A 23,901-nucleotide genomic window follows, 5' to 3' on the forward strand; every position below is an offset into this window, starting at 1 on the left:
CGGCGGTTGCTGCCGGTGACGTCCCTGAGTTCACGGTCTGGGCCACGCAGCGGTCATTCATGCGCCAGTGGCATCTCGGACCCATTGGCCAGTCTCAAAGTACTGCTGACCTCGCCAGCCAGCCGGTACGTTCACGACGCCTGCACGTCTGCTGACCTCGGCCAATTCGGCGTGAACTTGCCTGCGGCTCTTGCGGCTTAATGAACCCGCAGCACCTCAAACTGTTGTCGGATTGGAGCGACCTGTATCGACACCTCATCACCCTCGCATTTGCCCAGCATGGCCCTGCCCAAAGGGGCTTCGCTGCTGAGGACCTGAACGCGCTGAGCGCCGCTGACCAACTTCATGCTGCCCCCATCCGGGCCGAGAAAGAGCTGTTGCTGCTTGTCCTCGGAATCGACCAGGCAGACCAGCGCGCCGAGCTGTATGCCTTTGCTGGCGTCGTAGGGACGCGGGCGGAATTGGCGCCAATTGGCCATCGCCTGGCGGATGGCTTCGGCGCGCCGAGCTAGGCCGGTGGCCAGGTAGGCGGCTTCGAGTCCCAATGTGTCGTATTTGTTTTCGGCGATGTTTTCTTCGTGGGTCGCCGTTTCATGGGCCGCTCGCACGGCCTGTTCGGCTTGCAGCAGGTCTTCGGCGAGCCGTTCCAGCACCTGCTGTTGCAGCAAGAATTTATCCATGATGAAAGCTAGGCGTCTCGAACAAGCGGGGGGAGGCAGATATTGATTATGAAGGGCTCCACCAGCCTTCGACGCTTCTGTTGGCTGCAGGTTAACTTCAGCTACGGACCCTCTGCCGACCATCGCACTTATCTGGCGGGCCGGACGTCACGACCGGTGGTCATCCAGTGATGGCGACTGCGCTTTGGAGAAACCAGCCCGACCGCGATGTCGTGGTGTGGGCTACAAACAGACAAAAAGCCCGTGTCGCCCCGACTCAGCCAGCGACCTTTTTACGCTTGTCGTCATGGTAGCGACCCGTTCCGCGTGCGAGCACGGTGTCGCTCGCCAGCACTTTGCCCGGATCGAAGTCGGGCTGGCCTGCGATGCGTTGATACAGCGGCGCGAAGTCGATCTTCGCGAGCTTCAGCAACTGCTCCAGGTTGTCGATGACGAAGTAGCTTTCCTGAAAATCGTCGATGCGGTAGTTGGTTCGCATCACCCTTTCCAGATTGAAACCAATGCGATTGGGCGATGCGTCGTCGAGCGAAAAAGCCGTCTCCGTGAATGACGACGCGATGCCGGCGCCATAGATGCGCAGCCCGTCCGGTTGCTTCAGCAGACCGAACTCCACCGTGTACCAGTAGACGCGCGCGAGCTTGTCGAGCACGCCGAGCTTTTGCGCGCGCAATCCGCCTTCGCCATAAGCCTGGATGTAGTCCGCTATGGCCGGGTTCATTAGCATGGGCACGTGGCCGAACACGTCGTGGAACACGTCGGGCTCTTCCAGGTAATCCAGTTCGTGCGGCTTGCGGATGAAATGACCCGCCGGAAATCGTCGATGCGCCAGATGTTCGAAGAACACCTCGTCAGGCACCAGGCCCGGCACCGCGACCACCTGCCAGCCTGTCTTCTTCATCAGCACGTCGCTGAGGCGCCGGAAATCCGGAATCTCATCCGCCCCAATGGGCAGATTGCGCATGCCTTCGACGAATTCGTCGCACGCCCGGCCCGGCAGCAGTTTCGACTGGCGTTCGAACAGGGTCTTCCAGACGCCATGCTCGGCAGCGGTATAGGCGTCCCAGCCCTGGTCGATCGTCCAATCGGCGCGCTGGGGCTGGCCCGCATCGCCGGCCGCCAGACCGTGTTTGGCGCTCTGAACTGCGGCGGTATCGAGGCAAAGCAAGGGCGCCACCTTCAGGCCGTTTGCAGCACGCCGCGTCGCACCTGATCCCGCTCGATCGACTGGAACAACGCCTTGAAATTGCCTTCACCGAAACCGTCGCTGTAGTCACCCTTGCGCTGGATGAACTCGAAGAACACCGGGCCACCGAAGGCCGTCTGCGAGAAGATCTGCAACAGCAGGCGCGGGGTCCCGCCCTCGGTCGTGCCGTCCAGCAGGATGCCGCGCGCCTGCAGCTCCGAGATCGGCTCGCCGTGGCCGGGTAAGCGCGTCTCCAGCATCTCGTAGTAGACGTCGTTCGGCGCGGTCATCAGCGGCACGCCGGCAAGGCCGAGCTGGTCGATCGTGTCGACGAGGTTGTCGCTCAGCAGCGCGATGTGCTGAATGCCTTCGCCGTTGAACTTCATCAAATACTCTTCGATCTGGCCCGAGCCTTTGGACGATTCCTCATTCAGCGGGATGCGGATCTTGCCGTCGGGCGCCGTCAGCGCCTTCGAGGTGAGGCCTGTGTACTCGCCCTGGATGTCGAAGTAGCGGATCTCGCGGAAGTTGAAAATCTTCTCGTAGAAGTTGGCCCAGAAGGTCATGCGGCCGCGGTACACGTTGTGCGTCAGGTGATCGATCACCTTGAGCCCGTGCCCGACGGGATGGCGTTCGACGCCTTCGATGAATTCGAAGTCGATGTCGTAAATCGATTTGCCATCTTCGAAGCGGTCGATCAAGTACAGCGGTGCGCCACCAATGCCTTTGATCGCAGGCAAGCGCAGCTCCATCGGACCCGTGGCAATCTCGATGGGCTGCGCGCCGAGTTCGAGCGCACGGGCATAAGCCTTGTGCGAGTCCTTGACGCGAAATGCCAGCCCGCAGGCGGACGGGCCGTGCTCGGCGGCGAAGTACGCAGCCGGGCTGTTCGGCTCGCGGTTCACGATGAAGTTGATATCGCCCTGCCGGTAGAGCACCACGTCCTTCGAGCGGTGCTTTGCAACCAGCGAGAAGCCGAGCTTTTCGAAGAACGGTTCGAGCGTGTTGGCCTCGGGCGCGGCGAACTCGACGAACTCGAAGCCTTGCAGTCCCATGGGGTTGTCGAAAAGGTCGGTGCTCATGCCGTCTCCATCAGTGGGTGGTTTGTGATGATTCGATCCTAAGGATGAGGCAAGCAGTTTTCCTGCAAGTTCACGCTGGGCTTGCGCATTGACGCAGGAATCCTGCAACATACCGCTGATGCCTGCACCAATCGAACTCGATCAAATCGACCTGCGCGTCCTTCGCGTGCTCCAGGCCAGCGGCCGAGCCACCTATGACGAGATCGCACAGGTCGTCAATCTGTCGCCTTCCGCCACGCTTCGGCGGGTGAAGCGCCTGGAGGAATCGAAGGTCATCTCGGGCTATGTCGCCCTGCTCGATCCCGAGGGAGTGGGGCTTGCACTCACGGCCTACATCAACGTCCGACTGGAAAAGCACTCCGCGGTGCACAAGCGCAGCCCGATGGATGCATTTCGCGCATCCGTGCAAGCCTGGCCCGAAGTGGTCGAATGCAGCTCGCTGACGGGTGACATGGACTACCTGCTTCGCGTTATGGTGAGCGACATGGCGCACTACTCGCGCTTCGTGATGGAGACATTGCTCAAGCATCCGAGTGTTCAGGACTGCAAGACGAGCTTCGTGCTCGACACGGTCAAACGAACCACGGCGTTACCTTTTTAAGCAGCGGCAATGCCGCTGTCGTGGATTCCAAAGCCTGAAAATGCAGGCTGATCGAAACCAACGCTCCGATTCACTACAAATTTCGTTAAGCCCCTGACTCATGCAAACAATGCGCCTTTCCGCTCTTTCCGCTCTTTCCATCGTTGTCGCGATCGCCTCTGGCGTCGTCCTACCGTACTCGGCGTCCTTCGCGGCCTCGGATCACGCCGCCAAGCCGTCAGCTGCCAAGAAGCAGGCGACCACCAAGCCTGCGGCGGCGTCAGTCGCCGCGCAGGCCAGTACGGCCGGCGGCCCACCGGCGCTGCCCGCAAAGGCATGGCTGCTGATGGACTTCGACTCCGGCGAGGTGCTTGCTTCTGACAACCCCGATGAAGCGCTGCCGCCGGCGTCACTGACCAAGATGATGACCAGCTTCCTGGTCGAGCAGGCGCTTCGATCGGGCAAGCTCAAGAAGGAAGACCTTGTTTCGGTCAGTGAGTACGCATGGTGCCGCGGATCGAGCACCGAGTCGTGCATGTACCTGCCGCTCAACAGCCAGGCCACGGTGATCGACATCCTGCGCGGCATCATCGTCCAGTCGGGCAACGACGCGTCCAAGGCGATCGCCGAACACATGGCCGGCTCCGAGGAGAACTTCGCCAAGCTCATGAACGCCGAAGCCCAACGCCTCGGTATGACGCACACGCATTTCGTGAACGCGACGGGCCTGCCCGCTCCGGAGCACAAGTCGTCTGCGCGCGACCTCGCTATCCTGGCGCGCGCCATCATCCGCGACAGTGCCGACTTCTATCCGATCTATGCGGAGCGTGAGTTCAAGTACAACAACATCAAGCAGGGGAACCGCAACGCGCTGCTCTACACCGATCCCACGGTCGACGGACTGAAGACCGGCCACACCGAGGAAGCGGGCTACTGTCTTGTCACGTCGTCCAAGCGCAACGGGATGCGTCTGATCACGGTGATCCTCAACACCAGCAGCGCAAAGGCACGTGCAGACGAGACGCGCTCGCTGCTCGGATGGGGCTTCGCCAACTTCGAGCAGGCCACGCCCATCCAGCCCAACACGGCGGTGACAGCTGCCAAGGTCAACTTCGGCAAGGCCGACACGGTTCCCGCGGTTCTGGGATCACCATGGACAGTGACCGTGCCGCGCGGTCAAAAGGTGCAGACCGCAGTGCAGCTCAAGCCTGGGCTGGAGGCGCCAGTGACCAAGGGCGCGGTGATCGGCAAGGTGGTTGCTAGCTCGAACGGCAAACAGGTCGGAGAAACCCCGCTGGTCGCGCAGGCCGATGTGGAACGCGCGGGCCTGATGCTGCGCTCATGGCAGCGCGTGACCGGATTGTTTGGCAAGTAAATTTGCGGGTACGCCAACGGCGGCATAGCCGTTGCGCGTGCACTGCTCTCCCTGCAACCCCATCCTCCACCCACGGTAAGTGCTAGTTACCGTGACGTGTCATGGTCCGTCGCGGATATCGGCCGGCGGGTAGTACGGCTTGTCGGCCCTTGCATCGAGGCGTGCCCAGAAGTCCGCACCAGCCGCCAGGCCTCGCGCGTCGCGCTCCGCGTGCTGCCGCCAGATCGCCCACGAGTCGGGATGCAGTTGCGACGCGGCGTCGAATTGCGCCTTGGCTTCTGCCTCGCGGCCATCGCGCAGTAGCACCTGTCCTAGCCTGAAGCGCGCGTGCGCTTCGGCGATGCCGGCATCGGGAACTTGCAGGCGCTTCAACACTTCGTCGGGGCTCATGACATGGCGGCTGGCCGAGCCGTTCAGTGCCCAGTCGCGCGCCGCGTCGAAGTACGCCGTCTTCGCGCGAGCACGTCGCTCCAGTACCGCAGCGGGCAGGGTGTTCGTGGTTCGATCGCGCTCGTTGAAGCCGTCGGTCGAGCCGGCGCTCTCGGGCGGACGCACCATGCGGCCGGTCTCGTCGATCCACACCGCCTGCGGCACGTTGACCAGGTTGTAGAGCTCGGCGACGCGGTGCTCTCGATCGATCAGAGATGGGAAGGTGAGAGCGGCTGCTTCGATCCAGGGCCGTACCGGCTCGGGCTCGTCGAGCGCGATCGCCAGTACGGTAAAGCCATGGTCTTTGGCCGCTTCATGCAGGGACTGCCACACGGGCAAGTCGAACCTGCAGCCTCACCAAGAGGCCCACGTGCTTAGAAATACTCGCTGCCCGCGCAAGTCCGACAGGCGATGCATGCGGCCTTCCAGGTCGGGTAGCTCGAAGTCCGGGGCCTGCAGGCTGTTCAGGGCATCGGCGCGATTGGCGGCGCCTTCGCCGAGCACCCACACATGGCCGCTCTCGTCATGCACGACCGGCCAGCCGGCGTAGCGCCAGAAGGCGGCAAGATCGAGCCGGTCGCCATCGACCATCGGAGCGTCGGCGTTGCGCGGCACGGGCATGCAGGTGTCGTCGCGGCACAGGCCTTGCGGCTTCCATTCCCAGCCGGTGGCCTCGTGGATCTGGGTTGCGTCGAGCCACAGAGCGTCGGTGGCTGGCGCATCGGTGAGTGGTGCGTCCGAGATCACAGTCTCGCGCGTGTCGTGAAAGATGCGGATCATCTGCAGTACTCCGGGGCTCAAGAGGTGGATGGGGCGGGGACGGGACATCCTGCCACGGCAACTGGCGCAGGTCGGGTCGAGGGTCAATCCTTTTTGGCCAGCGGGGCCGAAGCCGGCCGCGCGAACAGGTTGTCCGCCACCCGATAGTGGTAGCCATAGAACTCTTCGAACCCGAGCTGGGCATACAGGCGCCGCGCGATTTCGTTCTGCTCACGCACCTGGAGGTAAGCAGACTCCGCGCCCTTCGTGCGGCCCCATTGCATCAGTGCGCAGGTGAGCACACGACCATGACCCTGCCCGCGTCGGTGCGGCGCCACGACGATGTCGTAGAAACCCACTGCGCCACGTTCCAGCACCGCCAGCCCAAAGCCGATGGCCTCGCCGTGGTCCTGCAAGGTGGCGAAGGCGCTCGGCAGCGCGATGGAGCGCACCATAGCGTGGTGCAGTTCGTGGTTCGTCGACGCGATGCCATTGGCCGCGGCGATGCCATCGAGCCAGTCAGCTGATGGTGCGGCTGAGATGTTCACTGATGCGTGGGGCGCCGCAGCACTCAGCGTCGCACGTGCCACCTGCGTCGGGTCGAAGAACGCGTATCCGGCATCGGCCAGTTCGCGGTCGGCCTCTGGCGGCGCCAACGGTGACAAGCGGAAAACAGTCGGAAGTCCATGCTGCGCATAGAAGGTTTCCGCCGCGCCCCGCACGCCCTCGAAAGTTGCGCCCGCATCGGCAGCGTTGACCGAGTTGGCACGCTTGGTATAGCCGCCGCTCATGCGAAACAGCCAGCCGTTGAAGAACACCGTCTCGCGCGCAGGCCACGCGTTGAAGCTGCGCTGTTCGAACGCGCGGACCGTTGCGAGGTCGAGCAAGGTCACGCATCCAGCCTCAACGCATAGATCCGCGCCGTCACTTCCTGGCCGCCCATGATGTCCTTGATGCGATCGGTGAGTTGCCAGCCGCGTGATGTGTAGAAACCGATGGAGGCCGCGTTGTCGTCCAGCACGCGCAGGTGCATGTGCGTGGCGCCGCGAGCTTTGGCCCAGTCTGCGGCGGCCGCCAGCAGGGCAGTGCCGGCGCCGGAGCCCTTTTGGTCGGGCATCGCGTGCAGGTTGTCGAGGTAGGCGCCGCCGGTGTCGTCGGGCGCCAGCACGCGGACGAAGGCCATGGGCTGACCGTTGCGTTCGGCGATCAGCACATTGCCGGTGTTGGCCCTGAGTTCGTCTGCGCGCGACTGCCAAAGCGCGAGGCTTTCGGCTGCCATGTCGTTGTCGAGATAGGTATCGGAAAGCATGCCGCGGTAGGTGGTCGCCCGGCTGCGGGTGTGGATGTCGGCGATGAGTGCGGCGTCAGAAGCGGTCGCCTTGCGCAGCACGATGGGTGGCCGCTGCTGCGTTTCCGCCCTACGTTCGAACACCACGTCCCACACGCCATGCCCCAGCTTGATGCCGCGGTTCTCGAACTTGGTGAGCGGGCGGTAAGCGGGCTTGGGGGCATAGCCACTGGCATCGACCGCCGTATTGCGCAGCAGCGGTTCGTGCGCGAGCACTTCGAGGATCTGCTCGGCGTACGGCTGCCAGTCGGTCGCGCAATGCAGATAGCCGCCGGGCTTCAGGTGCGCGGCCAGCTTGGCGACGAAGGGCGACTGCAGCAGGCGCCGCTTGTTGTGGCGCTTCTTGTGCCACGGGTCGGGGAAAAACACATGCACGCCGTCGAGCGTGTCGGGCTGCAGCATGTGGTCGAGCACCTCGACCGCGTCGTGGGCGCAGATGCGGATGTTGGTCAACTGCTGTTCGCCGATGCGCTTGAGCAGGGCGCCCACGCCGGGCTCGTGCACTTCGCAGCACAGGAAGTTGGTGTCGGGCATGGTCGCGGCGATGGATGCAGTGGCTTCACCCATGCCGAAGCCGATCTCGAGCACGGTCGGCGCCACGCGGCCGAACACGGTGGCGAGGTCGATCGACTCTTCGCTGTACGGCAGCAGGTACAGCGGACCCAGTTCGGTAAAGGCGCGCGCCTGGCCGTCGGTGGTGCGGCCGGCGCGGCGCACGAAGCTTTTCAGGCGACGGTGCAATGGATGGGTCGGGTCCGAGGATGGCGTCGGGTCTTCGGGGTCTTGGGGGGTGTCAGGCAGTTGGGTCATCACGGCGGCGGATTGTAGAGAGCGGCCCATTGCGGAACCCATGATGTGAGCGCGTCGGACGGCGATATCGCTTGTTGTGCGGGGGGCAGGCCGAGAACTCGCGCCGCCTTGTCGAGCTCGGCCAGCGCGGCTTGCGGCGTGCGGGTGTCGAACGAAGCCGCGCCTGTCTGCTTCGACAGTTTCTCGCCATCGGCACCGAGCACCAGCGGCGTGTGCAGATAGCGCGGCGTTGGCAGGCCCAGTGCGCGCTGCAGCAATAGCTGGCGTGCGGTGTTGTCGGTCAGGTCTTCGCCGCGCACGACGTCGGTGACGTGCTGTTCCGCATCGTCGACCACTACGCGCAGTTGATAGGCCCACGGTCCGTCGGCGCGGCGCAGTACGAAGTCGCCGACCTCCTGCGCCACGTCTTGCCATTGCGGGCCGAGCCGGCGGTCGATCCAGGTGACGCCCTCGGTCGGGTGCGCGGCTTCGAATCGGGCCGTGGCAAAGCGCCAGGCACGCGCGGGCTTGCCATCCAGTCCGTTGCGACAGGTGCCTGGGTATACGCGCTCGCCATGGCGCGTGTGCGGCACACCTTGCTGCGCGAGTGCGGCGTCGATCTCGGCGCGAGAGCAGGCGCAGGGGTAGGCAAGGCCGGCGGCCACCAATCGATCGAAAGCCTGTTGGTAAGCCGGCAGGCGTTGCGTCTGCCAAACCGGCGGCTCATCGGACACGAGCGCACATGCGGCCAACTGTTCGAGGATGCTTTCACCCACACCGGGCAGGCAGCGCTCTGTGTCGCCGTTTTCCATGCGCACCAGCCAACGACTGCCTTGCGCACGCGCATCGAGCCAGCTTGCCAGCGCGGCGACCAGCGAGCCCGCGTGCAGCGGGCCGGTGGGCGAGGGGGCGAACCGCCCGGTGCGGACAGCGCGCCCCGATGCGGTCACAGTGCGGCGAGAGCGAGCGAGAGTCCGGACAGAAAAGCGTCTTCGACCCGATGGCCCATGCACCAGTCGCCGGCGATGCCGATGCGGGCTTTCGCATCCCACAGGTGCGACTTGCCGACCGGCACTTGGGTCTGCGCCTCGGCCCAGCAACGGGTCTTCGCAAACGAGGGTTCGGCCCGGATGCCGGTGATCTCGGAGAAGGCGCGAAGCAGCTTGGCCTCGATGCGGGCGCTGTCGTCGCGCAAGTGTTCTTGCGACCAAGGTGCGCTGGCTTGCAAGGTCCAGCGTTCGACACGCTCGCGTCCCGGCTTGGACGATTCGCGCGTGAGCCAGGCCACGCGATGGTGCGTGCTGCGCGCCGCGTTCCACTGCGGACCGAGGTGCGACATGTTGGCCTGGTTGGCCTGCGGAAACGCGATCATCAAGGTCCAGCATGGCGCGATACGGACCTTCTCTATCTTCTGCGTGATCGTCGGCGAATGGGTGCCGAGCAGCTGCCGTGCGCGTGAAGGTGGCACCGCGAGCAACACCGCATCGAAGCCCGAATACACATGCACCGAGTCGTCTACACCGGCGGTACGCAATTGCCAGCGCTTGCCGTCGATGGTGTCGCGCTCGATCTGCACGACGTGCGTGTCGGTGACGACGCTGCTGCCCAGCGGCACAGCCCATTGCGCGACCAGCGCATCCATGCCCGGCTGCGCCACCCAATGCGGCTCCCGCGACGGCAGCGCGGCTTCAGCGACGAGACCATGGGCATCCAGCACGCGCACGGCGTTGGCGCTCCATCGCTTGCACAGGCCGGGCGTGGTTTCGATGGCGGCGGCGAAGCGCGGATCGCGCACGGTGAAGTACTGCGCGCCGGTGTCGAAGCGGCCGAACTGCGTCTTGTCGCTCGCCATGCGGCCGCCGACCTGCGACTCGCGCTCGAACACCGTGACGCGGTGACCGGCCTGCACCAGCGTGCGCGCGGCGGCAATGCCCGCGATGCCGGCGCCGATGACGGCGTAATGGCGCTCGGCCATCTTCGGCTTCGCAGTAGACGTCGAGGTCGAAGCCGAAGTTGCAGTGGTTTTGAGGGCCGGGGAGATGGCGCTTCGATGGCGCTTGGCAGGTGGGCTTTTGGTCATGGCAGGTCTCTCTTTTTTTGACGGGATGAATGACAGTCGGCTTGCACTCTACATCGGCTTCAGCGGCCCCGGTGCCACCCGAGCAGTGCCTTGCGAGTTCCCTCGTGGTCGAACTGCGCGAGCCACCATTCGAGGGCGCGGCCGGGCTTGCCTGCGCTGGGCACGCGCCAGGCGCAATGCATGGTCGCGATGGGGAGCACGCGGGCGGTGGAGCGCTCGACCAGATGGCCGGCCTCGATGTAAGGGCGTGCCATCGGCTCGGGCAAAAAGCCACCGCCGAGCCCATGCAGTTGGGCGGCCAGCTTGGCTGCCATCGAGCCGACGGTGAGCACGTCTTGCCCACCGACGAGGTTGACCGTCATGGTCGGCCCGGAGCGCGACGAATCGGCTGCGGCCACCGCACGATGCTGTCGCAGCACCTCGTCGGTCAGCACGCCTTCGAGGCGTGCCAGCGGATGCTGCGGCGCGACGGCGTAGACGAAGCGCAACTCGCCGATCGGGCGGCTGCGGATGCCGGTCGCGGTGAAGGCCAGGCTGGCGGCATCGAGCACGCTGCCGATGGCCAGGTCGGCCTCACCCGTCGTCAATGCCTCGATGGTGCCGAGCAGCGTTTCGTCACGCAGCTTCAGGCGCGTGGGGGGATCGATCGCATAGAAGGCGCAGGCGAGATCGAGGATCGGTTCGCGCGGGATCACGCTGTCGATCGCCACCGTGAGCATCGGTTCCCAGCCGGTGGCGACCCGCTTCACGCGGTTGGCGACGGCATCGATTTCATTGAGCATGCGGCCCGCTTCGCGCAGCAACTCCGTGCCGGCTTCTGTGAGGCGCGCCTGTCGCGCGCTACGGTCGAACAGCAGCACGTCGAGCGCGTCTTCGATCTGCCGCACGCGATAGCTGAGCGCGCTCGGCACCAAGTTGAGTGCGCGGGCGGCGCCGGCAAAACTGCCGGTGCTCACGACGGTCTGCAGCATCGACAACGCGTCGGGGGTCAAGACATCACGAGGGGTTGGCATGGCCGATCATCGTTCAAATAATTTGAATGGTGCCATCAAATCGCGATGCTTTTGCAAGTGACAACCCGGCATAAAGTCACTTCTATCCGCTACGCATACGGCGCGGCAGTTAGCAAGGCCCCTCGACAGGGGCAGAGGTAATCCAAATGTTGACAGTCAGGAAATCACAGGAACGCGGCTATGCAGACCATGGCTGGCTGCGCTCGTTTCACAGCTTCTCTTTTGCGGGCTACTACGACCCGGCGCACATGGGCTTCGGCAACCTGCGCGTCATCAACGAAGACCGCGTGGCGGCGGGTGGCGGCTTTGGCACCCACGGCCACAAAGACATGGAAATCATCAGCTACGTGCTGTCGGGCGAACTCGCTCACAAAGACAGCATGGGCAACGTGAAGTCCATTCCGCCGGGCGACGTGCAACGCATGAGCGCAGGGCGCGGCGTGCAGCACAGCGAGTTCAATCACAAGGCCGACGAGACCACGCACTTTTTGCAGATCTGGATCGAGCCCAAGGAGCGCGGTGTGGCGCCCGGCTACGAGCAGAAGAAGTTCGACGACGCCGAAAAGCGCGGCAAGCTGCGCCTCGTCGCATCGCCGGACGGTGCCGAAGGCTCGGTCAGCATGAACGCCGATGCGCGGTTGTTCGCAGGCCTCATCGACGGCGACGAGAAGGCAAGCCTCACGCTCGACCCGACGCGCAAGAGCTACGTGCAACTGGTGCGCGGCGAGCTCGAAGTGAACGGCCAGAAGTTGTCGGGCGGCGACGCCGCGATGATCGAAGGCGAGTCGAAGATCGAACTCGGTGCCGGCAAGGATGCCGAAGTGCTGGTATTCGACCTCGCCGCTTAGTCCCAGAGGGCCGTCTACGGACGGCCCTTTCTCTTGTCAGACCCTTTTCTCTTTTTTTCAACTCAGGAGTATTTCAATGGCCTCAACCACCGCACCCATGTCGTCGTCCGGCGTCACCACCACCTCGATGCAAGACGTTCTGGCGCTCGTCGGCCGCATCCTGATCGCGTACCTGTTCATTCCTGCAGGCATCGGCAAGCTCATGGGCTTCGCCGGCACCGTCGGTTACATCACCTCGGCCGGCCTGCCGTTGCCCGAAGTGGCCGCGGTGATCGCGATCATCGTGGAACTGGGCTTCGGCATCGCGCTGCTGCTCGGCTTCAAGACCCGCATCGTCGCCATCGTGCTGGCTGTGTTCACCGTGGCTGCTGCGCTGGCTTTCCACAAGTACTGGGCTGCCCCTGACGCGATGAAGATGATGCAGACCATCAATTTCAACAAGAACATCGCCATTGCCGGCGGCCTGCTCGCATTGGCAGCTTTCGGTGCCGGCCGTTTGAGCATCGACAAGCGCTGAGTCGCTGCATCCACTCCACCCAACACGTCCATCTCCGAAGGAATCAACATGTCCAAGATCGCAGTCGTTTTTCATTCCGGCTACGGCCATACCCTGCGCATGGCGCAAGCCGTGGCAGAAGGCGCCGGCGCCGAGCTGGTGCAGATCGATGCCGACGGCAACTTGCCTGAAGGCGGCTGGGAGACCTTGGCAGCAGCCGATGCCATCGTCATGGGCTCGCCGACCTACATGGGCAGTGTGAGCTGGCAGTTCAAGAAGTTCGCAGACGCTTCGTCCAAGCCATGGTTCTCGCAAGCCTGGAAAGACAAGATGTTCGCCGGCTTCACCAACAGCGCCACCATGAACGGCGACAAGCTCTCGACGCTGCACTACCTTTTCACGCTGGCAATGCAGCAGGGCGGTCTCTGGGTCGGCACGGCCATCATGCCGAGCAACAGCAAGGCGGCGCAACGCAACGATGTCAACTACGTCGGTTCGTTCAGCGGCGCCATGGCGCAGTCGCCATCGGATTCGTCGCCGGCCGAAATGCAGCAGGGCGACCTCGACACCGCACGCCTGTTCGGCGAGCGCGTGGCCAAGGCCAGCGCACGCTGGGCTTCTGCAAAAGCCTGATGCAACATGTCGGCCATGACTGCACCTCAACTGCTGACACCGGCCGACAAAGACCTCGGCGGCGGCTTCAAAGTCCGCCGCCTCCTGCCCTCGGCCAAGCGCCGATCGGTCGGGCCTTTCGTGTTCTTCGATCACTTCGGCCCCGCCACCGAAACACCGGGCAGCGAGCACGATGTGCGACCACATCCGCACATCGGCCTGGCCACGGTCACCTATCTTTTCGAGGGCGCGATGATGCATCGCGACAGCCTCGGCAATACGCAGGAAATTCGCCCCGGCGCCATCAACTGGATGACGTCGGGTCGCGGCATCGTGCACTCCGAGCGCAAGCCGGACCAGCTCAAGGCCGACACCTACGTCAACCACGGCTTGCAGCTATGGGCCGCCCTGCCGCTGGCGCATGAAGAGGCCGAGCCCAATTTCGCGCACACGGCTGCAGCGGACATCCCATCGTGCGAAGAGCAGGGCGCCAAGGTGCGCGTGCTCGTCGGCAGCGCGTTCGGCGAGACATCGCCGGTCAAGACGTATGCGCCGACCGTCTACCTCGATGTGCAGTTGAAGGCCGGCGCGAGTTTCGTACTGCCGGCGCTGGCACCCGAGCTCGCGGTGTACGCGGTCGATGGCGATGTGTCGGTCGACGGCACCGCTGTGCCAGCGCACACGATGGCGTTTCTTCAGGAAGGTGCGGGAGCCACGCTGCACGCATCGGCCGATTTGCAACTCGTGGTGATCGGCGGCGAGCCGCTCGACGGGCCGCGCTACATCACCTGGAACTTCGTTTCGAGCCGTCGGGAGCGAATCCTGCAGGCCGGCGCCGACTGGTCCGCCCAGCGCATGGGCCATGTGCCAGGCGAGACGGAGTTCATTCCGCTGCCGGGGCACCCGTTCGGGGCTCAGGAGCCGGACGTTAAAAGCACGCCCGTCTGATCGTCGGCTCGGATCGCCCCCCAGGGCCGATCGTTCTTTGCTTACTCGTTGACTGCCGGGGTGGCGTCGATTGGCGGCTGGGGCAGTTCGAGACCCGGCAACGCCGTCTCACCCTTGCGGCCACGCCAGGCCGAGAAGATCACGCCCGCCAGCAACAGCACGCACAGACCGATGAACGCGCCGCTGATCGGCCGCGTCACGAACACCGTCATGTCACCGCGCGAGAGCAACAGCGCACGGCGGAAATTCTCTTCGACCATCGGCCCGAGGACGAAGCCCAGCAGAATTGGTGCGACCGAGAATTCGAGTGACATCAGCAACGCGCCGATCAGTCCGAAGGCCAGCACTTCCCAGATCTGGAACAGGCTGTTCTGCGTGCTGTAGACGCCCACCGCAATGAAGAACATCGCAGCCGGAAACAGGTACTTGTAGGGCACGCGCAGGAGCTTGACCCAGACACCGATCAGCGGCACGTTGAGCACCACCAGGATCACGTTGCCGATCCAGAAGCTGGCGATCAGGCCCCAGAAAATGTCCGGATGCTCGGTGATCAGTTGCGGGCCCGGCTGGATGCCCTGAATCAGCAGCGCACCGAGGATCAGTGCCATCACTGCGTCGCCCGGAATGCCCAGGCTCATCGTCGGGATGAAGTCGACCTGCGTCTTGGAGTGGGCCGAAGCCTCCGGGCCCGCCACGCCTTCGATCATGCCGGTACCGAACTTGTGCGGCGTCTTCGAGATCTTGCGTTCCAGCGCGTACGCGATGAAGGTCGTGATGGTCGGGCCGGTGCCCGGCATCGCACCGAACACGGTGCCGACGAGGGTGCCGCGAATCATCGCCGGGAAGGCACGCTTCAGCTCGGCTTTGCTCGGACGCATGTCGGCCAAGGTGAGCTTGGCGCTGCTGCCGACGGCTTTCATGCGGTTCACGTTGAGCAGGAAGTCGGCCACGCCGAACAGGCCCATCGAAATCGCGGTGAGCTCGAGCCCGTCGCTCAACTCCGGCAGGCCGAAGGCAAAGCGGAAGCTGCCGCTGTTGACGTCGGTACCGACCACGCCGCACAGGAGGCCGAAGAGTGTCATGGCCACGCCCTTGAGCGGCGAGCCGCGCGACATGGTCGAGCCCGCCAGCAAGCCCAGCAACATGATCGAGAAGATCTCGGTCGGGCCGAACTTGAAGGCGATCTGCACCAGCAACGGCGACGCGAAGATCATGACGATGATCCCGACCGACGCCGCGAAGAACGAGGCGATCATCGTGATGCCCAGCGCGACCCCGCCCTTGCCCTGCTTGGTCATCGGATACCCGTCGAGACAGGTCACCGCATGCGGCGGATGCGAGGGCATGTTCAGCAGGATGGCACCGATGGCGCCGCCGTACTGCGAGCCGTAGAAGATGCCGGCCAGCATCAGGATCGCGGGCACCGGATGCATCACGTAAGTGAGCGGCAGCAGGATGGAGATGGCTTGGAGCGCGCCCATGCCAGGCAGCACGCCGATCAAATTGCCGACCAGCACGCCAAAAAAAGACCACAGCAGGTTGGTGCCCTGAAAGGCGACACCGAAGCCGAACCAGAGGTCGTGAAGTGATTGCGAAATCATGGTGTCAGCCGCCCCACTGGAAGAGCGGCAGCTGCAGTTGCAGCGCCCACCAGAACACCACCACGGCGATGGCCGACATGGCGAGCGACAGCAGTCCGGCTTCGATCAGCGTGTTGTCGCGGTCGCCCAGTGCCGAGATGAAGACGATGGCAAAGGTCGCCGGCAGCAGGCCGCCGTACACGCCCAGCAGCAGAAAGGCCAGGATGGCCAGCACGATGCAGACACCACCGCGAATGTCCGGCATGCCGCCGGGATGACCGTGCGACACGGCAGGTTCTGCGGATGGCTTCGGGTTGCGCGCGGACGCAGCGATCATGACGCCGACCAGCGCCAGCAGCGAACCCAGCGCGACCGGGAAGAAGCCCGGCCCCATGCGCGCGAGTTGGCCGACGCGGTAGTCGACGCCGGCGACTGCGGCAGCGACGCCGACCAGCACCATCAGCGCGCCGCCGTAGTAATCCTTCTTGAACCGGGCCTTGAGGGGCGATGTCGCCCCGGGCGTACCGGCGTGCTGCTCTTGCATAGGTCTCCTTCGATTGAAGGAGGCAGTCTAGAAATGGAGCCTTTCAATCGGCTTTCGATGGGCTCTCTGCCGCCCTGTCGACGCTCAAAATACGTGTAATCACTTAAGGTTCACTAAGGGTAAACGAAGGGTCGCACGGAGCCCCGCACCCGCTGTGCTGGCAGGTCCGCTCGCGCCGTCCGCACTTCCGGCATCCGCCAGTTCGATGTCGCCGTGGTTGCGGCGCGCGTAGCTGCGCGCGATGGTGAGCCCGAGGCCTGCGCCCTGCGTGGCGCGCGCCTCGCTCGACGCGTCTCGCTGAAAGCGCTGGAACACGCTGGCACGCCGATCCGCGCTGATGCCCGGTCCGCTGTCGCAGACCTCGGCCAGCGCGTAGCGCGCATCGCGCCGTACGGACACGGTGATGCTGCCGCCGCGCGGCGTGTACTTGATGGCGTTGTGCACGAGGTTCGACAGCACCTCGTGGAGTTCGGCTTCGTTCGCATGCACGGGCAGCACCGGCCGCGTGGGTTCGCCGTCTGCATCGAGCGCTGCGGCTTCACCCGTGCGTTCGAACGGGAGGTCGCCACGCGCATCGATCCAGCCCAGATCCTGATCGTTTTCCCGCGCGAGCGGCAGGTATTGAAGCACCACGGCGCGCGCCACGGCGTTGAGGTCGACGAGCGCGGGCGCGCCACCCGCGTTGTCCTGGTGCGTCGCATGTGCCAATGCCAGCAATTGCTCGCTGAGCCGGCGCGTGCGCGCCAGTTGCGTCACGATGGCGCGCAGCGATTCGCGCATGCGCTCGGGGTCGGTTTCACGCACTGCATAGCCGGCCTGGATCGACAGGATCGCGAGCGGCGTGCGCAGTTGATGCGATGCATCCGCAAGGAACTGCGAATGCTCCGCCACCATCGTGCGGTGGCTTTCGATGTGGTGGTTGACGGCGTCGACCAGTGGCATCACCTCCTGCGGCATGCCGGTCGGGTCGAGCGGCTGCAGGTCGTCTGGCTGACGCTCGCGCAGGGAGGCGCGCAGCCGTTCGAGCGGGCGCATCGTCCATGCGACACCCATCCAGATGAGCAGCGTGACGACCACCAGCATGCGGGTGTCGCGCCACAGTTCCTGTTGCAGCGATTCGTTCATGGCACGCGCGCGCGGGCCGGTGCTTTCGGCCGCCTGGATCAGCACCTGCCAGGCGGCGTTGCTGCTGCTGTCGCCGGCGCCTTGGATGTCGTGAGTGCCGCGGGTGTCGTACACGGTCTGACGCAGCGCCGCGATGCGCACCGGCCGCCCCTGGTACCAAGCGTCGTAGAAGACCGGCTTGCCTACGCTTTGCTCAGGCGGCGCGACCGGCGGCGGAGGCAAGTCGGGTACGCCCATGAGCGTGGTCTCCGGCCCGTCTGTGCCCACGGGCGTGATGCCGACATGCAGATGCTTGTAGCGCGCACTGGTCGCCGCGAACATCGCTTCGACCGAGAAGGCTTCATGCACCTGCACCTTGCCGTCTGGCCGCACGACGATGCTGTTGCCGAGCGCCTTGACCGGTTCCAGCAGGCTCTGGTCGTAGGCGTTGGCGACGGTTTCCGAAAGGGCGTGATAGTCGTTCCAGCTGTCGAGCGCGAGCAGCGCGACGATGCCCGGCAGCAGCAACGCGAGCAGCCGCGCCCGAATGCCGAAGCGACGCGGCTCAGTGTTCTTGTCAGCGCGCGTTGGAGACATCGACATCGACCACTGCATCCCCGGTGCTTTCGAGCATGTAACCCAGTCCGCGCACGGTGACGATGCGAACGTCGCTGCCCTCGAGCTTGCGCCGCAGCCGGTGCAGGACGACCTCGATGGCGTCGGGCCCCGCGGTACTGTCGTTGGTAAACACCTTGCCGAACAGGTTCGACTTGCTCACCGGTGCACCACTGCGCATCAAGAGGGCGGTGAGCGCGGCCTGTTCGCGCGGCGTCAGCGGCAGCAACGTGCCTCGCAGCGAGAAGGCATGGCTCTCGCCGTCGTACGACAGCGAGGCACACTGCATGCGCGGGTGTTGTCGTCCGCGGCTGCGTCGGACCAATGCCGCAAGGCGCGCCTCCAGTTCGGCGACCTCGAAGGGCTTCGTCAGGAAGTCGTCGGCGCCGAGGTTGAGGCCGCGCACACGGTCTTGCAACGCGCCTTGCGCAGTCAGGATCAACACCGGCGTGCGGTTGTCGGCGTCTCGCATGTCGGCCAGCACGCTCATGCCGTGCTTGTCGGGCAGTTGCAGGTCGAGCACGATGGCGTCGTATTCGGTGCCGACCATGAAGGCCTCTGCCGTGCGGGCGTCGGGCGCGTGGTCGGCTACGAAGCCGCTTTGCGTCAGCGCGCGGACCAGCCAAGAGGCCATGTCGAGTTCGTCTTCAACCAGGAGGATGCGCATGGCGCGGACAATACCCGAGCCTGCCTGACGCCTACCTGCCGAGACTGGCAGGTGCGCGATCAGTGCTTGATTGCGAGGTCCGGGTCTTCGGGTGCGCGAGCGCTGGCGTGCGTCGAGCGCGCGCTCAGGTCGGGTGCGAGCGCCCGGCGGCCGTCGAAGACGAAGCAGTCGCCGCGGTAGTGCGCGCCGCCCACGGTCTCGAAGTATTTGAGGATGCCGCCTTCGAGTTGAAGCACGTCGGCCACGCCTTCTTCGCGCATCAGGATGGCGGCTTTCTCGCAGCGGATGCCACCGGTGCAGAAGCTCACGACCGTCTTGCCGACCAGTGCTTCGCGATGCTCTTCGAGCGCTTGCGGAAACTGCGTGAACTTATCGATGCGCCAGTCGACGGCGCCTTCGAACGTGCCTTCGTCGACTTCGAAGGCGTTGCGCGTGTCGAGCATGACGATCTGTTTGCCGCCATCGTCATGACCCTGGTCGAGCCAGCGCTTCAGCGTGAGCGCATCGACGCCCGGCGCACGACCGGCTGCGGGTTGAATCGCCGGATGGTCCATGCGGATGATCTCGCGCTTGCACTTCACGAGCATGCGACGAAACGGCTGTGTGGCGGACCAGCTTTCTTTGGTTTCGAGGTCGGCAAAACGTTCGTCTGCGCGCAGACCGGCCAGGAATCCGCGCACCGCCTCCGCCGCGCCGGCGAGAAAGAGGTTGATGCCCTCTGGCGCCAGCAAAATCGTGCCCATGAGGCCGGCCGACAGGGCGCGCGAACGCAGGTCTTCGCGCAGCATGGACGCGTCGTCGATGCCTACGAATTTGTAAGCGGCGATATTCAAAATTTCTTGCACAGCCCGCCATTTTAGAGAGCGCTGAATCGCATCGTGAAGTGCCGAGTTTCTACAATCGATCCATGTTCGTTCACCTCCGCCTGCACACCGAATTTTCCGTCGTCGACGGTACCAATCGAATCGACGAAGTCGTCGCCGCCGCCGCTGCCGACAAGCAGCCGGCGCTGGCCATCACCGACCTGAACAACCTGTTCGGTGCGGTCAAGTTCTACAAGGAAGCGCGCAGCAAAGGCGTCAAGCCCGTCCTCGGCTGCGAAGTCATGCTCGAAGGCCTCGGCGCCGAAATCGGTGCAGTGACGCGCATCGTCTTGCTGGTGCAAAACACCGAGGGTTATCTGCACCTCTCGGAGTTGCTGGCGCGCGCATGGACGCAGAACGTCGGCCGCGGTCAGTCGCAAGCGGTGTGCAAGCTGGCATGGCTCGAAGAGTTGCAGGGTGGGCTCATCTGCCTGTCGGGCGCGCAAGCCGGGCCGCTGGGCGCGCCGCTGTTGCAAGGCCACGCCGAGCGCGCAACGGCGGTCGCCTTGCAACTTGCCAGCCTGTTCCCGCATCGCTTCTATATCGAGTTGCAGCGCGCCGGTCGACCCGAAGACGAGCCGCACGTCATCGCCGCAGTGCAACTCGCTGCACGCCTTAAATTGCCGGTGGTCGCGACGCACCCGGTGCAGTTCGCAGACCGCGAGGGTTATGAGGCGCACGAGGCGCGCGTCTGCATTTCCGAAGGCGAAATTCTTGGCAATCCGCGCCGTGTTCGCAAGTTCACGCGGGAGCAATATTTCAAGTCGGTCGCAGAGATGGAAGTGCTTTTCGTCGACGTGCCGAGCGCTGTCGCCAACACGGTTGAAATTGCCAAGCGCTGCAACCTGACGCTGGTGCTCGGCAAGCCGCAGTTGCCGAACTTTCCGACGCCTGAGGTCGATGGCGTGCGCATGCCGATCGACGAGTTCTTCCGCGTCGAATCGTTCGAAGGACTGGAGGCGCGGCTGGCGCATCTGTACCCCGATCTCGCAAAGCGCGATGTCGAGCGGCCGCGCTATGTCGAGCGGCTCGAGTTCGAGATCAACACCATCCTGAAGATGGGTTTCCCCGGCTACTTTTTGATCGTGGGCGACTTCATCAAATGGGCTAAGAACAACGGCTGTCCGGTGGGGCCGGGCCGCGGTTCGGGCGCTGGCTCGCTCGTCGCTTATGCACTCAAGATCACCGACCTCGATCCGCTTGAATACAAGCTGCTGTTCGAACGTTTCCTGAATCCGGAACGCGTGTCGATGCCCGACTTCGACATCGACTTTTGCCAAGGCAATCGCGACCGGGTGATCGACTACGTGAAGGACAAGTACGGGCGCGACGCGGTGAGCCAGATCGCCACCTTCGGCACCATGGCCGCACGGGCCGCGATTCGCGACGTGGGCCGCGTGCTCGACATGAGCTACATGTTCTGCGATGGCATCAGCAAGCTCATCCCGAACAAGCCGGGACAGCCGGTGACGATCCAGTACCCACCCAACCCGAAGGTCGAGGGCGACAAGAACAACTACGCCATCGAGATGGAGCCGCAACTCGCGGCCCGCATCGAGAAGGAAGAAGAAGTTCGCATGCTGGTCGAGCTGGCGCAAAAGCTCGAGGGCATGACGCGCAACATCGGCATGCATGCGGGCGGTGTGCTCATCGCGCCCGGCAAGCTCACCGACTTTTGCCCGCTGTACCAGCAGCCCGGCAGCGACTCGGCGGTGAGCCAGTTCGACAAGGACGACGTCGAAGCGATCGGCCTGGTCAAGTTCGACTTCTTGGGACTCGCTACGCTGACGATCCTGGAGATCGCCAAGGACTTCATCATTGCGCGACACAAGGGGCAGGAGAAGTTCGCCTACGAGGACATCAAGCTCGACGACGCGCACACCTATCGCCTGTTCTCGGAAGGCAAGACGGAGGCGGTGTTCCAGTTCGAATCGCGCGGCATGCAGGGCATGTTGAAAGGCGCGCGGCCGACGCGGCTCGAAGACCTGATCGCGCTCAATGCGTTGTATCGGCCGGGGCCGATGGACCTGATCCCGAGCTTCGTCGCGCGCAAGCACGGCCGCGAGCCGGTCGAGTACCCGCATCCGCTGGTCGAAGAGATGCTGTCGGAGACCTACGGGATCATGGTCTACCAGGAGCAGGTCATGCAGACCGCGCAGATCCTGGGCGGCTATTCTCTCGGTGGCGCCGACCTGCTGCGCCGCGCGATGGGCAAGAAAAAGCTCGAAGAAATGGCCGAGCACCGCGAGATTTTTCGGAAGGGCGCGGCGGTCAACAAAATCGGGCAAGAGAAGGCCGACGAGATCTTCGACCTGATGGAGAAGTTCGCGGGATACGGCTTCAACAAGTCGCATGCCGCTGCTTACTCGCTGCTGGCATATCACACCGGCTGGTTGAAGGTCCATTACACGGCCGAGTTCTTCTGCGCGAACATGACCGTTGAAATGGACGACACCGACAAGTTGAAGGTGCTGTTCGAAGACGCGATCAAGAACTTCGGCATCAGCTTCGAGCCGCCGGACGTGAACCGCGGTAACTACCGCTTCGAGCCGGTAACGGACAAGTCGATTCGCTATGGCCTGGGCGCCGTCAAGGGCACCGGGCAGTTCGCGGTCGAAGCGATCGTCAAGGCGCGCAACGCTGGCGGGCCTTTCAAGAGCCTGTTCGATTTTTGCGTGCGAGTAGATCGGCAGCGCATCAACAAGCGCACGGTCGAGGCGCTCATCAAGGCGGGCGCCTTCGACTCGATCCAGCAGAACCGCGCGTCGCTCATCGCATCGGTCGACAAGGCCTTCGACTTCGCGAGCGCCACCGAAGCCAACGCTTCCCAGGTCGATATCTTCGGCGATAGCGAGCATGGCTCGGCGACGCAAGAGCCGGAGCTGGTCGACGCCACGCCTTGGGGCGTGAAGGAACGTCTGACACTCGAGAAGACGGCCGTCGGTTTCTATCTGTCGGGACACCTGTTCGACGAGGTCGCGCACGAGGTGCGGCGCTTCTGCAAGCGCGAGGTGGGTGACCTGATGGACAGCCGCGAACCGCAAATCATCGCGGGCATCGTGAGCGATTTTCGGGTCATCAACGGACAGCGTGGTCGGTTGGCGATCTTCAAGCTCGACGACAAGTCGGACTCGATCGACGCGACCGCCGACGAGGCACTTTTCAACGCCAATCGCAACACGCTGAAGGACGACGAACTGGTGATCGTGAGCGGCAAACTGCAGCCGGGTCGCGGAGGTTTCGAGGCGCGTTTTCAGGTGCAGCAGGTGTGGGACCTGGCCAGTGCGCGTTGCCGCTTCGGCAAGTTCCTGCGCGTGGCAGTCAATGGCAAGGCGCCGGACATTGCGCGTATCGCCCGGGACTTTCCACCGCGCACCGAGATGGGCGAGCACGGTGAATTGCGGCAGGGGCTGCCGGTGCGTTTGTCGCTGGCGCGGGGCGGGGCGCAGGTTGAATTGCAGCTGGGGGAAAGCGCGAAGTTCTTCCCGACCGATGCGGCGCTGGCCAGCTGGACGGCGCAGGCTGAAGCGGGCAAGGCCGCGGTGATCTACGAGTTGTAGATTACCGGCCCAGTCAACGCTTCGGCTTCTAACGCTTCGGCTTCAGCGAAACGATCAACGACGGGAAGATGCGCCCATCGTTGTCGCGAGGCAAACGATCGGTCTTGCGCAGGCCGCGTTCGGCGGCCTCGTCCCAACTCGGCAAGCCACTCGACTTGCTGAGCTTGACGTTGACGATGGTGCCGTCAGGCGCCAGGCTCACTTCGAACTCGGCGGCTGGATTGCCGTTGACGGTGTCAGCGTCGGGAAAGGTCACGTTGGGGCGCACTGCGGCGGCGATGCGTGCGCCGTAGCCGCCGGAAGGGCCTGACGCCTTCAGCGCCGTGCCCTGCGAGCCCTCGGCACCAGTGGCTCCGGCCATGCCCTGCATGCGCTTGAGCGTGGCGGCGCGATCGGCAGCGGCCTGCTTGGCAGCGTCGGCTTGCTTGGCTTCGGCCGCAGCAGCCTTCTGCGCTTCTGCCTTCTTGGCCTCGATGGCTTTTTGCGCGTCGGCCTTTTTGGCGTCCGCCAGCTTTTGCTGCTGCTCCAGCTTGCGGTCGGCCTCGTCCTCGGCGCGCTGCTTGGCGTCAAGGTCTTTCTTCTCTTGCGCTTTCTTCGCGGCCTGCTGTTGTTGCTGTTGCTGCTGCGCCTTCAGCTTGTCTTGCCGCTCTTCTTCCCGCTCGCGCTCCTTCTGTTCTTTCAGCTTCTTCTCGCGTTCGAGCGCGATGTCGGGTGCGCGTGGCACCGGCGTCGGATCGGGCCTCACT

22 protein-coding genes and 1 pseudogene are annotated in these 23,901 nt (G+C 64.3%); 7 read left to right on the forward strand and 16 right to left on the reverse strand.

What is annotated here, in order from left to right:
- Positions 1-197: 197 nt before the first annotated feature.
- The 3 genes from QN397_RS20145 to hppD all read right to left on the reverse strand — a co-directional run bounded on the left by QN397_RS20145 (position 198) and on the right by hppD (position 2,945).
- Positions 198-680, reverse strand: a complete 483-nt coding sequence (locus QN397_RS20145; RefSeq protein ID WP_323501728.1) for a GreA/GreB family elongation factor — start codon at positions 678-680, stop codon at positions 198-200.
- Positions 681-936: 256 nt separating this feature from the next.
- Positions 937-1,845 carry a phenylalanine 4-monooxygenase gene (phhA, locus tag QN397_RS20150; RefSeq protein ID WP_416352346.1) on the reverse strand — a complete coding sequence of 303 codons (909 nt, stop codon included), beginning with the start codon at positions 1,843-1,845 and terminating at the stop codon, positions 937-939.
- Between the two features lie 11 nt (positions 1,846-1,856).
- Positions 1,857-2,945 carry a 4-hydroxyphenylpyruvate dioxygenase gene (hppD, locus tag QN397_RS20155; protein WP_323497982.1) on the reverse strand — a complete coding sequence of 363 codons (1,089 nt, stop codon included), beginning with the start codon at positions 2,943-2,945 and terminating at the stop codon, positions 1,857-1,859.
- A 118-nt stretch (positions 2,946-3,063) separates the two neighbouring features.
- On the opposite strand from hppD, the gene QN397_RS20160 reads away from it, so the two are divergent.
- Positions 3,064-3,546, forward strand: a complete 483-nt coding sequence (locus tag QN397_RS20160) for an Lrp/AsnC family transcriptional regulator (protein ID WP_323501729.1) — start codon at positions 3,064-3,066, stop codon at positions 3,544-3,546.
- A gap of 109 nt (positions 3,547-3,655) precedes the next feature.
- Positions 3,656-4,900 (forward strand): D-alanyl-D-alanine carboxypeptidase family protein, encoded by a 1,245-nt coding sequence (locus QN397_RS20165; protein WP_323501730.1) that lies wholly within the window; start codon positions 3,656-3,658, stop codon positions 4,898-4,900.
- 99 nt (positions 4,901-4,999) lie between these two features.
- Here QN397_RS20165 and QN397_RS20170 read toward each other — a convergent pair whose 3' ends face one another.
- From QN397_RS20170 to QN397_RS20200, 7 genes and pseudogenes are all read right to left on the reverse strand, one after another.
- The gene (locus tag QN397_RS20170; RefSeq protein ID WP_323501731.1) at positions 5,000-6,109 is read right to left on the reverse strand and encodes a TlpA disulfide reductase family protein; all 1,110 of its coding nucleotides are present in this window, start codon (positions 6,107-6,109) and stop codon (positions 5,000-5,002) included.
- An 83-nt stretch (positions 6,110-6,192) separates the two neighbouring features.
- A complete protein-coding gene (locus tag QN397_RS20175) occupies positions 6,193-6,981 on the reverse strand; it encodes a GNAT family N-acetyltransferase (protein WP_323501732.1) in 789 nt (262 codons plus the stop codon).
- Positions 6,978-7,397 carry a GNAT family N-acetyltransferase gene (locus tag QN397_RS20180; protein WP_323501739.1) on the reverse strand — a complete coding sequence of 140 codons (420 nt, stop codon included), beginning with the start codon at positions 7,395-7,397 and terminating at the stop codon, positions 6,978-6,980. The genes QN397_RS20175 and QN397_RS20180 overlap by 4 nt, the downstream gene beginning before the upstream one ends.
- A 108-nt stretch (positions 7,398-7,505) precedes the next feature.
- Positions 7,506-8,246: pseudogene (trmB, locus tag QN397_RS20185) on the reverse strand (tRNA (guanosine(46)-N7)-methyltransferase TrmB); the annotation flags it as partial.
- Complete coding sequence (gluQRS, locus tag QN397_RS20190) at positions 8,246-9,175, reverse strand: tRNA glutamyl-Q(34) synthetase GluQRS (protein WP_323501733.1); 930 nt, start codon at positions 9,173-9,175, stop codon at positions 8,246-8,248. The pseudogene trmB and the gene gluQRS, both read right to left, overlap by 1 nt.
- Complete coding sequence (locus tag QN397_RS20195) at positions 9,172-10,200, reverse strand: NAD(P)/FAD-dependent oxidoreductase (RefSeq protein ID WP_323501740.1); 1,029 nt, start codon at positions 10,198-10,200, stop codon at positions 9,172-9,174. Before QN397_RS20195 ends, gluQRS begins: the two co-directional genes overlap by 4 nt.
- A 164-nt stretch (positions 10,201-10,364) precedes the next feature.
- Entirely contained in the window at positions 10,365-11,318 is a 954-nt protein-coding gene (locus QN397_RS20200; protein WP_323501734.1) for a LysR family transcriptional regulator, read from the reverse strand.
- A 146-nt stretch (positions 11,319-11,464) separates the two neighbouring features.
- Here QN397_RS20200 and QN397_RS20205 point away from each other — a divergent pair, with 146 nt between their 5' ends.
- The 4 genes from QN397_RS20205 to QN397_RS20220 all read left to right on the forward strand — a co-directional run bounded on the left by QN397_RS20205 (position 11,465) and on the right by QN397_RS20220 (position 14,222).
- Entirely contained in the window at positions 11,465-12,166 is a 702-nt protein-coding gene (locus tag QN397_RS20205) for a pirin family protein (protein WP_323498001.1), read from the forward strand.
- Between the two features lie 76 nt (positions 12,167-12,242).
- Entirely contained in the window at positions 12,243-12,683 is a 441-nt protein-coding gene (locus QN397_RS20210) for a DoxX family protein (RefSeq protein ID WP_409052164.1), read from the forward strand.
- A gap of 48 nt (positions 12,684-12,731) precedes the next feature.
- Positions 12,732-13,295, forward strand: a complete 564-nt coding sequence (locus tag QN397_RS20215; RefSeq protein WP_187052390.1) for a flavodoxin family protein — start codon at positions 12,732-12,734, stop codon at positions 13,293-13,295.
- A gap of 15 nt (positions 13,296-13,310) precedes the next feature.
- Positions 13,311-14,222, forward strand: a complete 912-nt coding sequence (locus QN397_RS20220; RefSeq protein WP_323498002.1) for a pirin family protein — start codon at positions 13,311-13,313, stop codon at positions 14,220-14,222.
- A gap of 41 nt (positions 14,223-14,263) precedes the next feature.
- Here the strand turns inward: QN397_RS20220 and QN397_RS20225 are convergent, their stop codons facing one another.
- The 5 genes from QN397_RS20225 to QN397_RS20245 form a co-directional block, all read right to left on the reverse strand.
- Positions 14,264-15,823, reverse strand: a complete 1,560-nt coding sequence (locus tag QN397_RS20225; RefSeq protein WP_323498003.1) for a tripartite tricarboxylate transporter permease — start codon at positions 15,821-15,823, stop codon at positions 14,264-14,266.
- A gap of 4 nt (positions 15,824-15,827) precedes the next feature.
- The gene (locus QN397_RS20230; protein ID WP_409052167.1) at positions 15,828-16,346 is read right to left on the reverse strand and encodes a tripartite tricarboxylate transporter TctB family protein; all 519 of its coding nucleotides are present in this window, start codon (positions 16,344-16,346) and stop codon (positions 15,828-15,830) included.
- 99 nt (positions 16,347-16,445) lie between these two features.
- Positions 16,446-18,053: a sensor histidine kinase gene (locus tag QN397_RS20235; protein WP_323501735.1), complete on the reverse strand. Its 1,608-nt coding sequence runs from the start codon at positions 18,051-18,053 to the stop codon at positions 16,446-16,448.
- Positions 18,028-18,732 (reverse strand): response regulator, encoded by a 705-nt coding sequence (locus tag QN397_RS20240; RefSeq protein ID WP_323498005.1) that lies wholly within the window; start codon positions 18,730-18,732, stop codon positions 18,028-18,030. The genes QN397_RS20235 and QN397_RS20240 overlap by 26 nt, the downstream gene beginning before the upstream one ends.
- Before the next feature lie 59 nt (positions 18,733-18,791).
- A complete protein-coding gene (locus QN397_RS20245) occupies positions 18,792-19,577 on the reverse strand; it encodes a sulfurtransferase (RefSeq protein ID WP_323498006.1) in 786 nt (261 codons plus the stop codon).
- A 62-nt stretch (positions 19,578-19,639) separates the two neighbouring features.
- Between QN397_RS20245 and dnaE the strand changes: the two genes are divergently transcribed.
- Positions 19,640-23,155 carry a DNA polymerase III subunit alpha gene (dnaE, locus tag QN397_RS20250; RefSeq protein ID WP_323501736.1) on the forward strand — a complete coding sequence of 1,172 codons (3,516 nt, stop codon included), beginning with the start codon at positions 19,640-19,642 and terminating at the stop codon, positions 23,153-23,155.
- A 28-nt stretch (positions 23,156-23,183) separates the two neighbouring features.
- Here the strand turns inward: dnaE and tolA are convergent.
- A partial coding sequence (tolA, locus tag QN397_RS20255) for a cell envelope integrity protein TolA (RefSeq protein ID WP_323501737.1) occupies positions 23,184-23,901 on the reverse strand: 718 nt, incomplete at its 5' end.

Origin of the sequence: Variovorax sp. RTB1, from assembly GCF_035018765.1 — a bacterium.
GTDB lineage: Bacteria > Pseudomonadota > Gammaproteobacteria > Burkholderiales > Burkholderiaceae_C > Variovorax.

Excerpts from the sequence above, each read along its gene's own strand:
- QN397_RS20145 (WP_323501728.1), bottom strand. The coding sequence starts at position 680 with ATGGATAAATTCTTGCTGCAACAGCAGGTGCTGGAACGGCTCGCCGAA.
- hppD (WP_323497982.1), bottom strand. The coding sequence starts at position 2,945 with ATGAGCACCGACCTTTTCGACAACCCCATGGGACTGCAAGGCTTCGAG.
- QN397_RS20160 (WP_323501729.1), top strand. The coding sequence starts at position 3,064 with ATGCCTGCACCAATCGAACTCGATCAAATCGACCTGCGCGTCCTTCGC.
- QN397_RS20165 (WP_323501730.1), top strand. The coding sequence starts at position 3,656 with ATGCGCCTTTCCGCTCTTTCCGCTCTTTCCATCGTTGTCGCGATCGCC.
- QN397_RS20180 (WP_323501739.1), bottom strand. The coding sequence starts at position 7,397 with ATGCTTTCCGATACCTATCTCGACAACGACATGGCAGCCGAAAGCCTC.
- QN397_RS20195 (WP_323501740.1), bottom strand. The coding sequence starts at position 10,200 with ATGGCCGAGCGCCATTACGCCGTCATCGGCGCCGGCATCGCGGGCATT.
- QN397_RS20200 (WP_323501734.1), bottom strand. The coding sequence starts at position 11,318 with ATGCCAACCCCTCGTGATGTCTTGACCCCCGACGCGTTGTCGATGCTG.
- QN397_RS20205 (WP_323498001.1), top strand. The coding sequence starts at position 11,465 with ATGTTGACAGTCAGGAAATCACAGGAACGCGGCTATGCAGACCATGGC.
- QN397_RS20210 (WP_409052164.1), top strand. The coding sequence starts at position 12,243 with ATGGCCTCAACCACCGCACCCATGTCGTCGTCCGGCGTCACCACCACC.
- QN397_RS20215 (WP_187052390.1), top strand. The coding sequence starts at position 12,732 with ATGTCCAAGATCGCAGTCGTTTTTCATTCCGGCTACGGCCATACCCTG.
- QN397_RS20220 (WP_323498002.1), top strand. The coding sequence starts at position 13,311 with ATGACTGCACCTCAACTGCTGACACCGGCCGACAAAGACCTCGGCGGC.
- QN397_RS20225 (WP_323498003.1), bottom strand. The coding sequence starts at position 15,823 with ATGATTTCGCAATCACTTCACGACCTCTGGTTCGGCTTCGGTGTCGCC.
- QN397_RS20230 (WP_409052167.1), bottom strand. The coding sequence starts at position 16,346 with ATGCAAGAGCAGCACGCCGGTACGCCCGGGGCGACATCGCCCCTCAAG.
- QN397_RS20235 (WP_323501735.1), bottom strand. The coding sequence starts at position 18,053 with ATGTCGATGTCTCCAACGCGCGCTGACAAGAACACTGAGCCGCGTCGC.
- QN397_RS20240 (WP_323498005.1), bottom strand. The coding sequence starts at position 18,732 with ATGCGCATCCTCCTGGTTGAAGACGAACTCGACATGGCCTCTTGGCTG.
- dnaE (WP_323501736.1), top strand. The coding sequence starts at position 19,640 with ATGTTCGTTCACCTCCGCCTGCACACCGAATTTTCCGTCGTCGACGGT.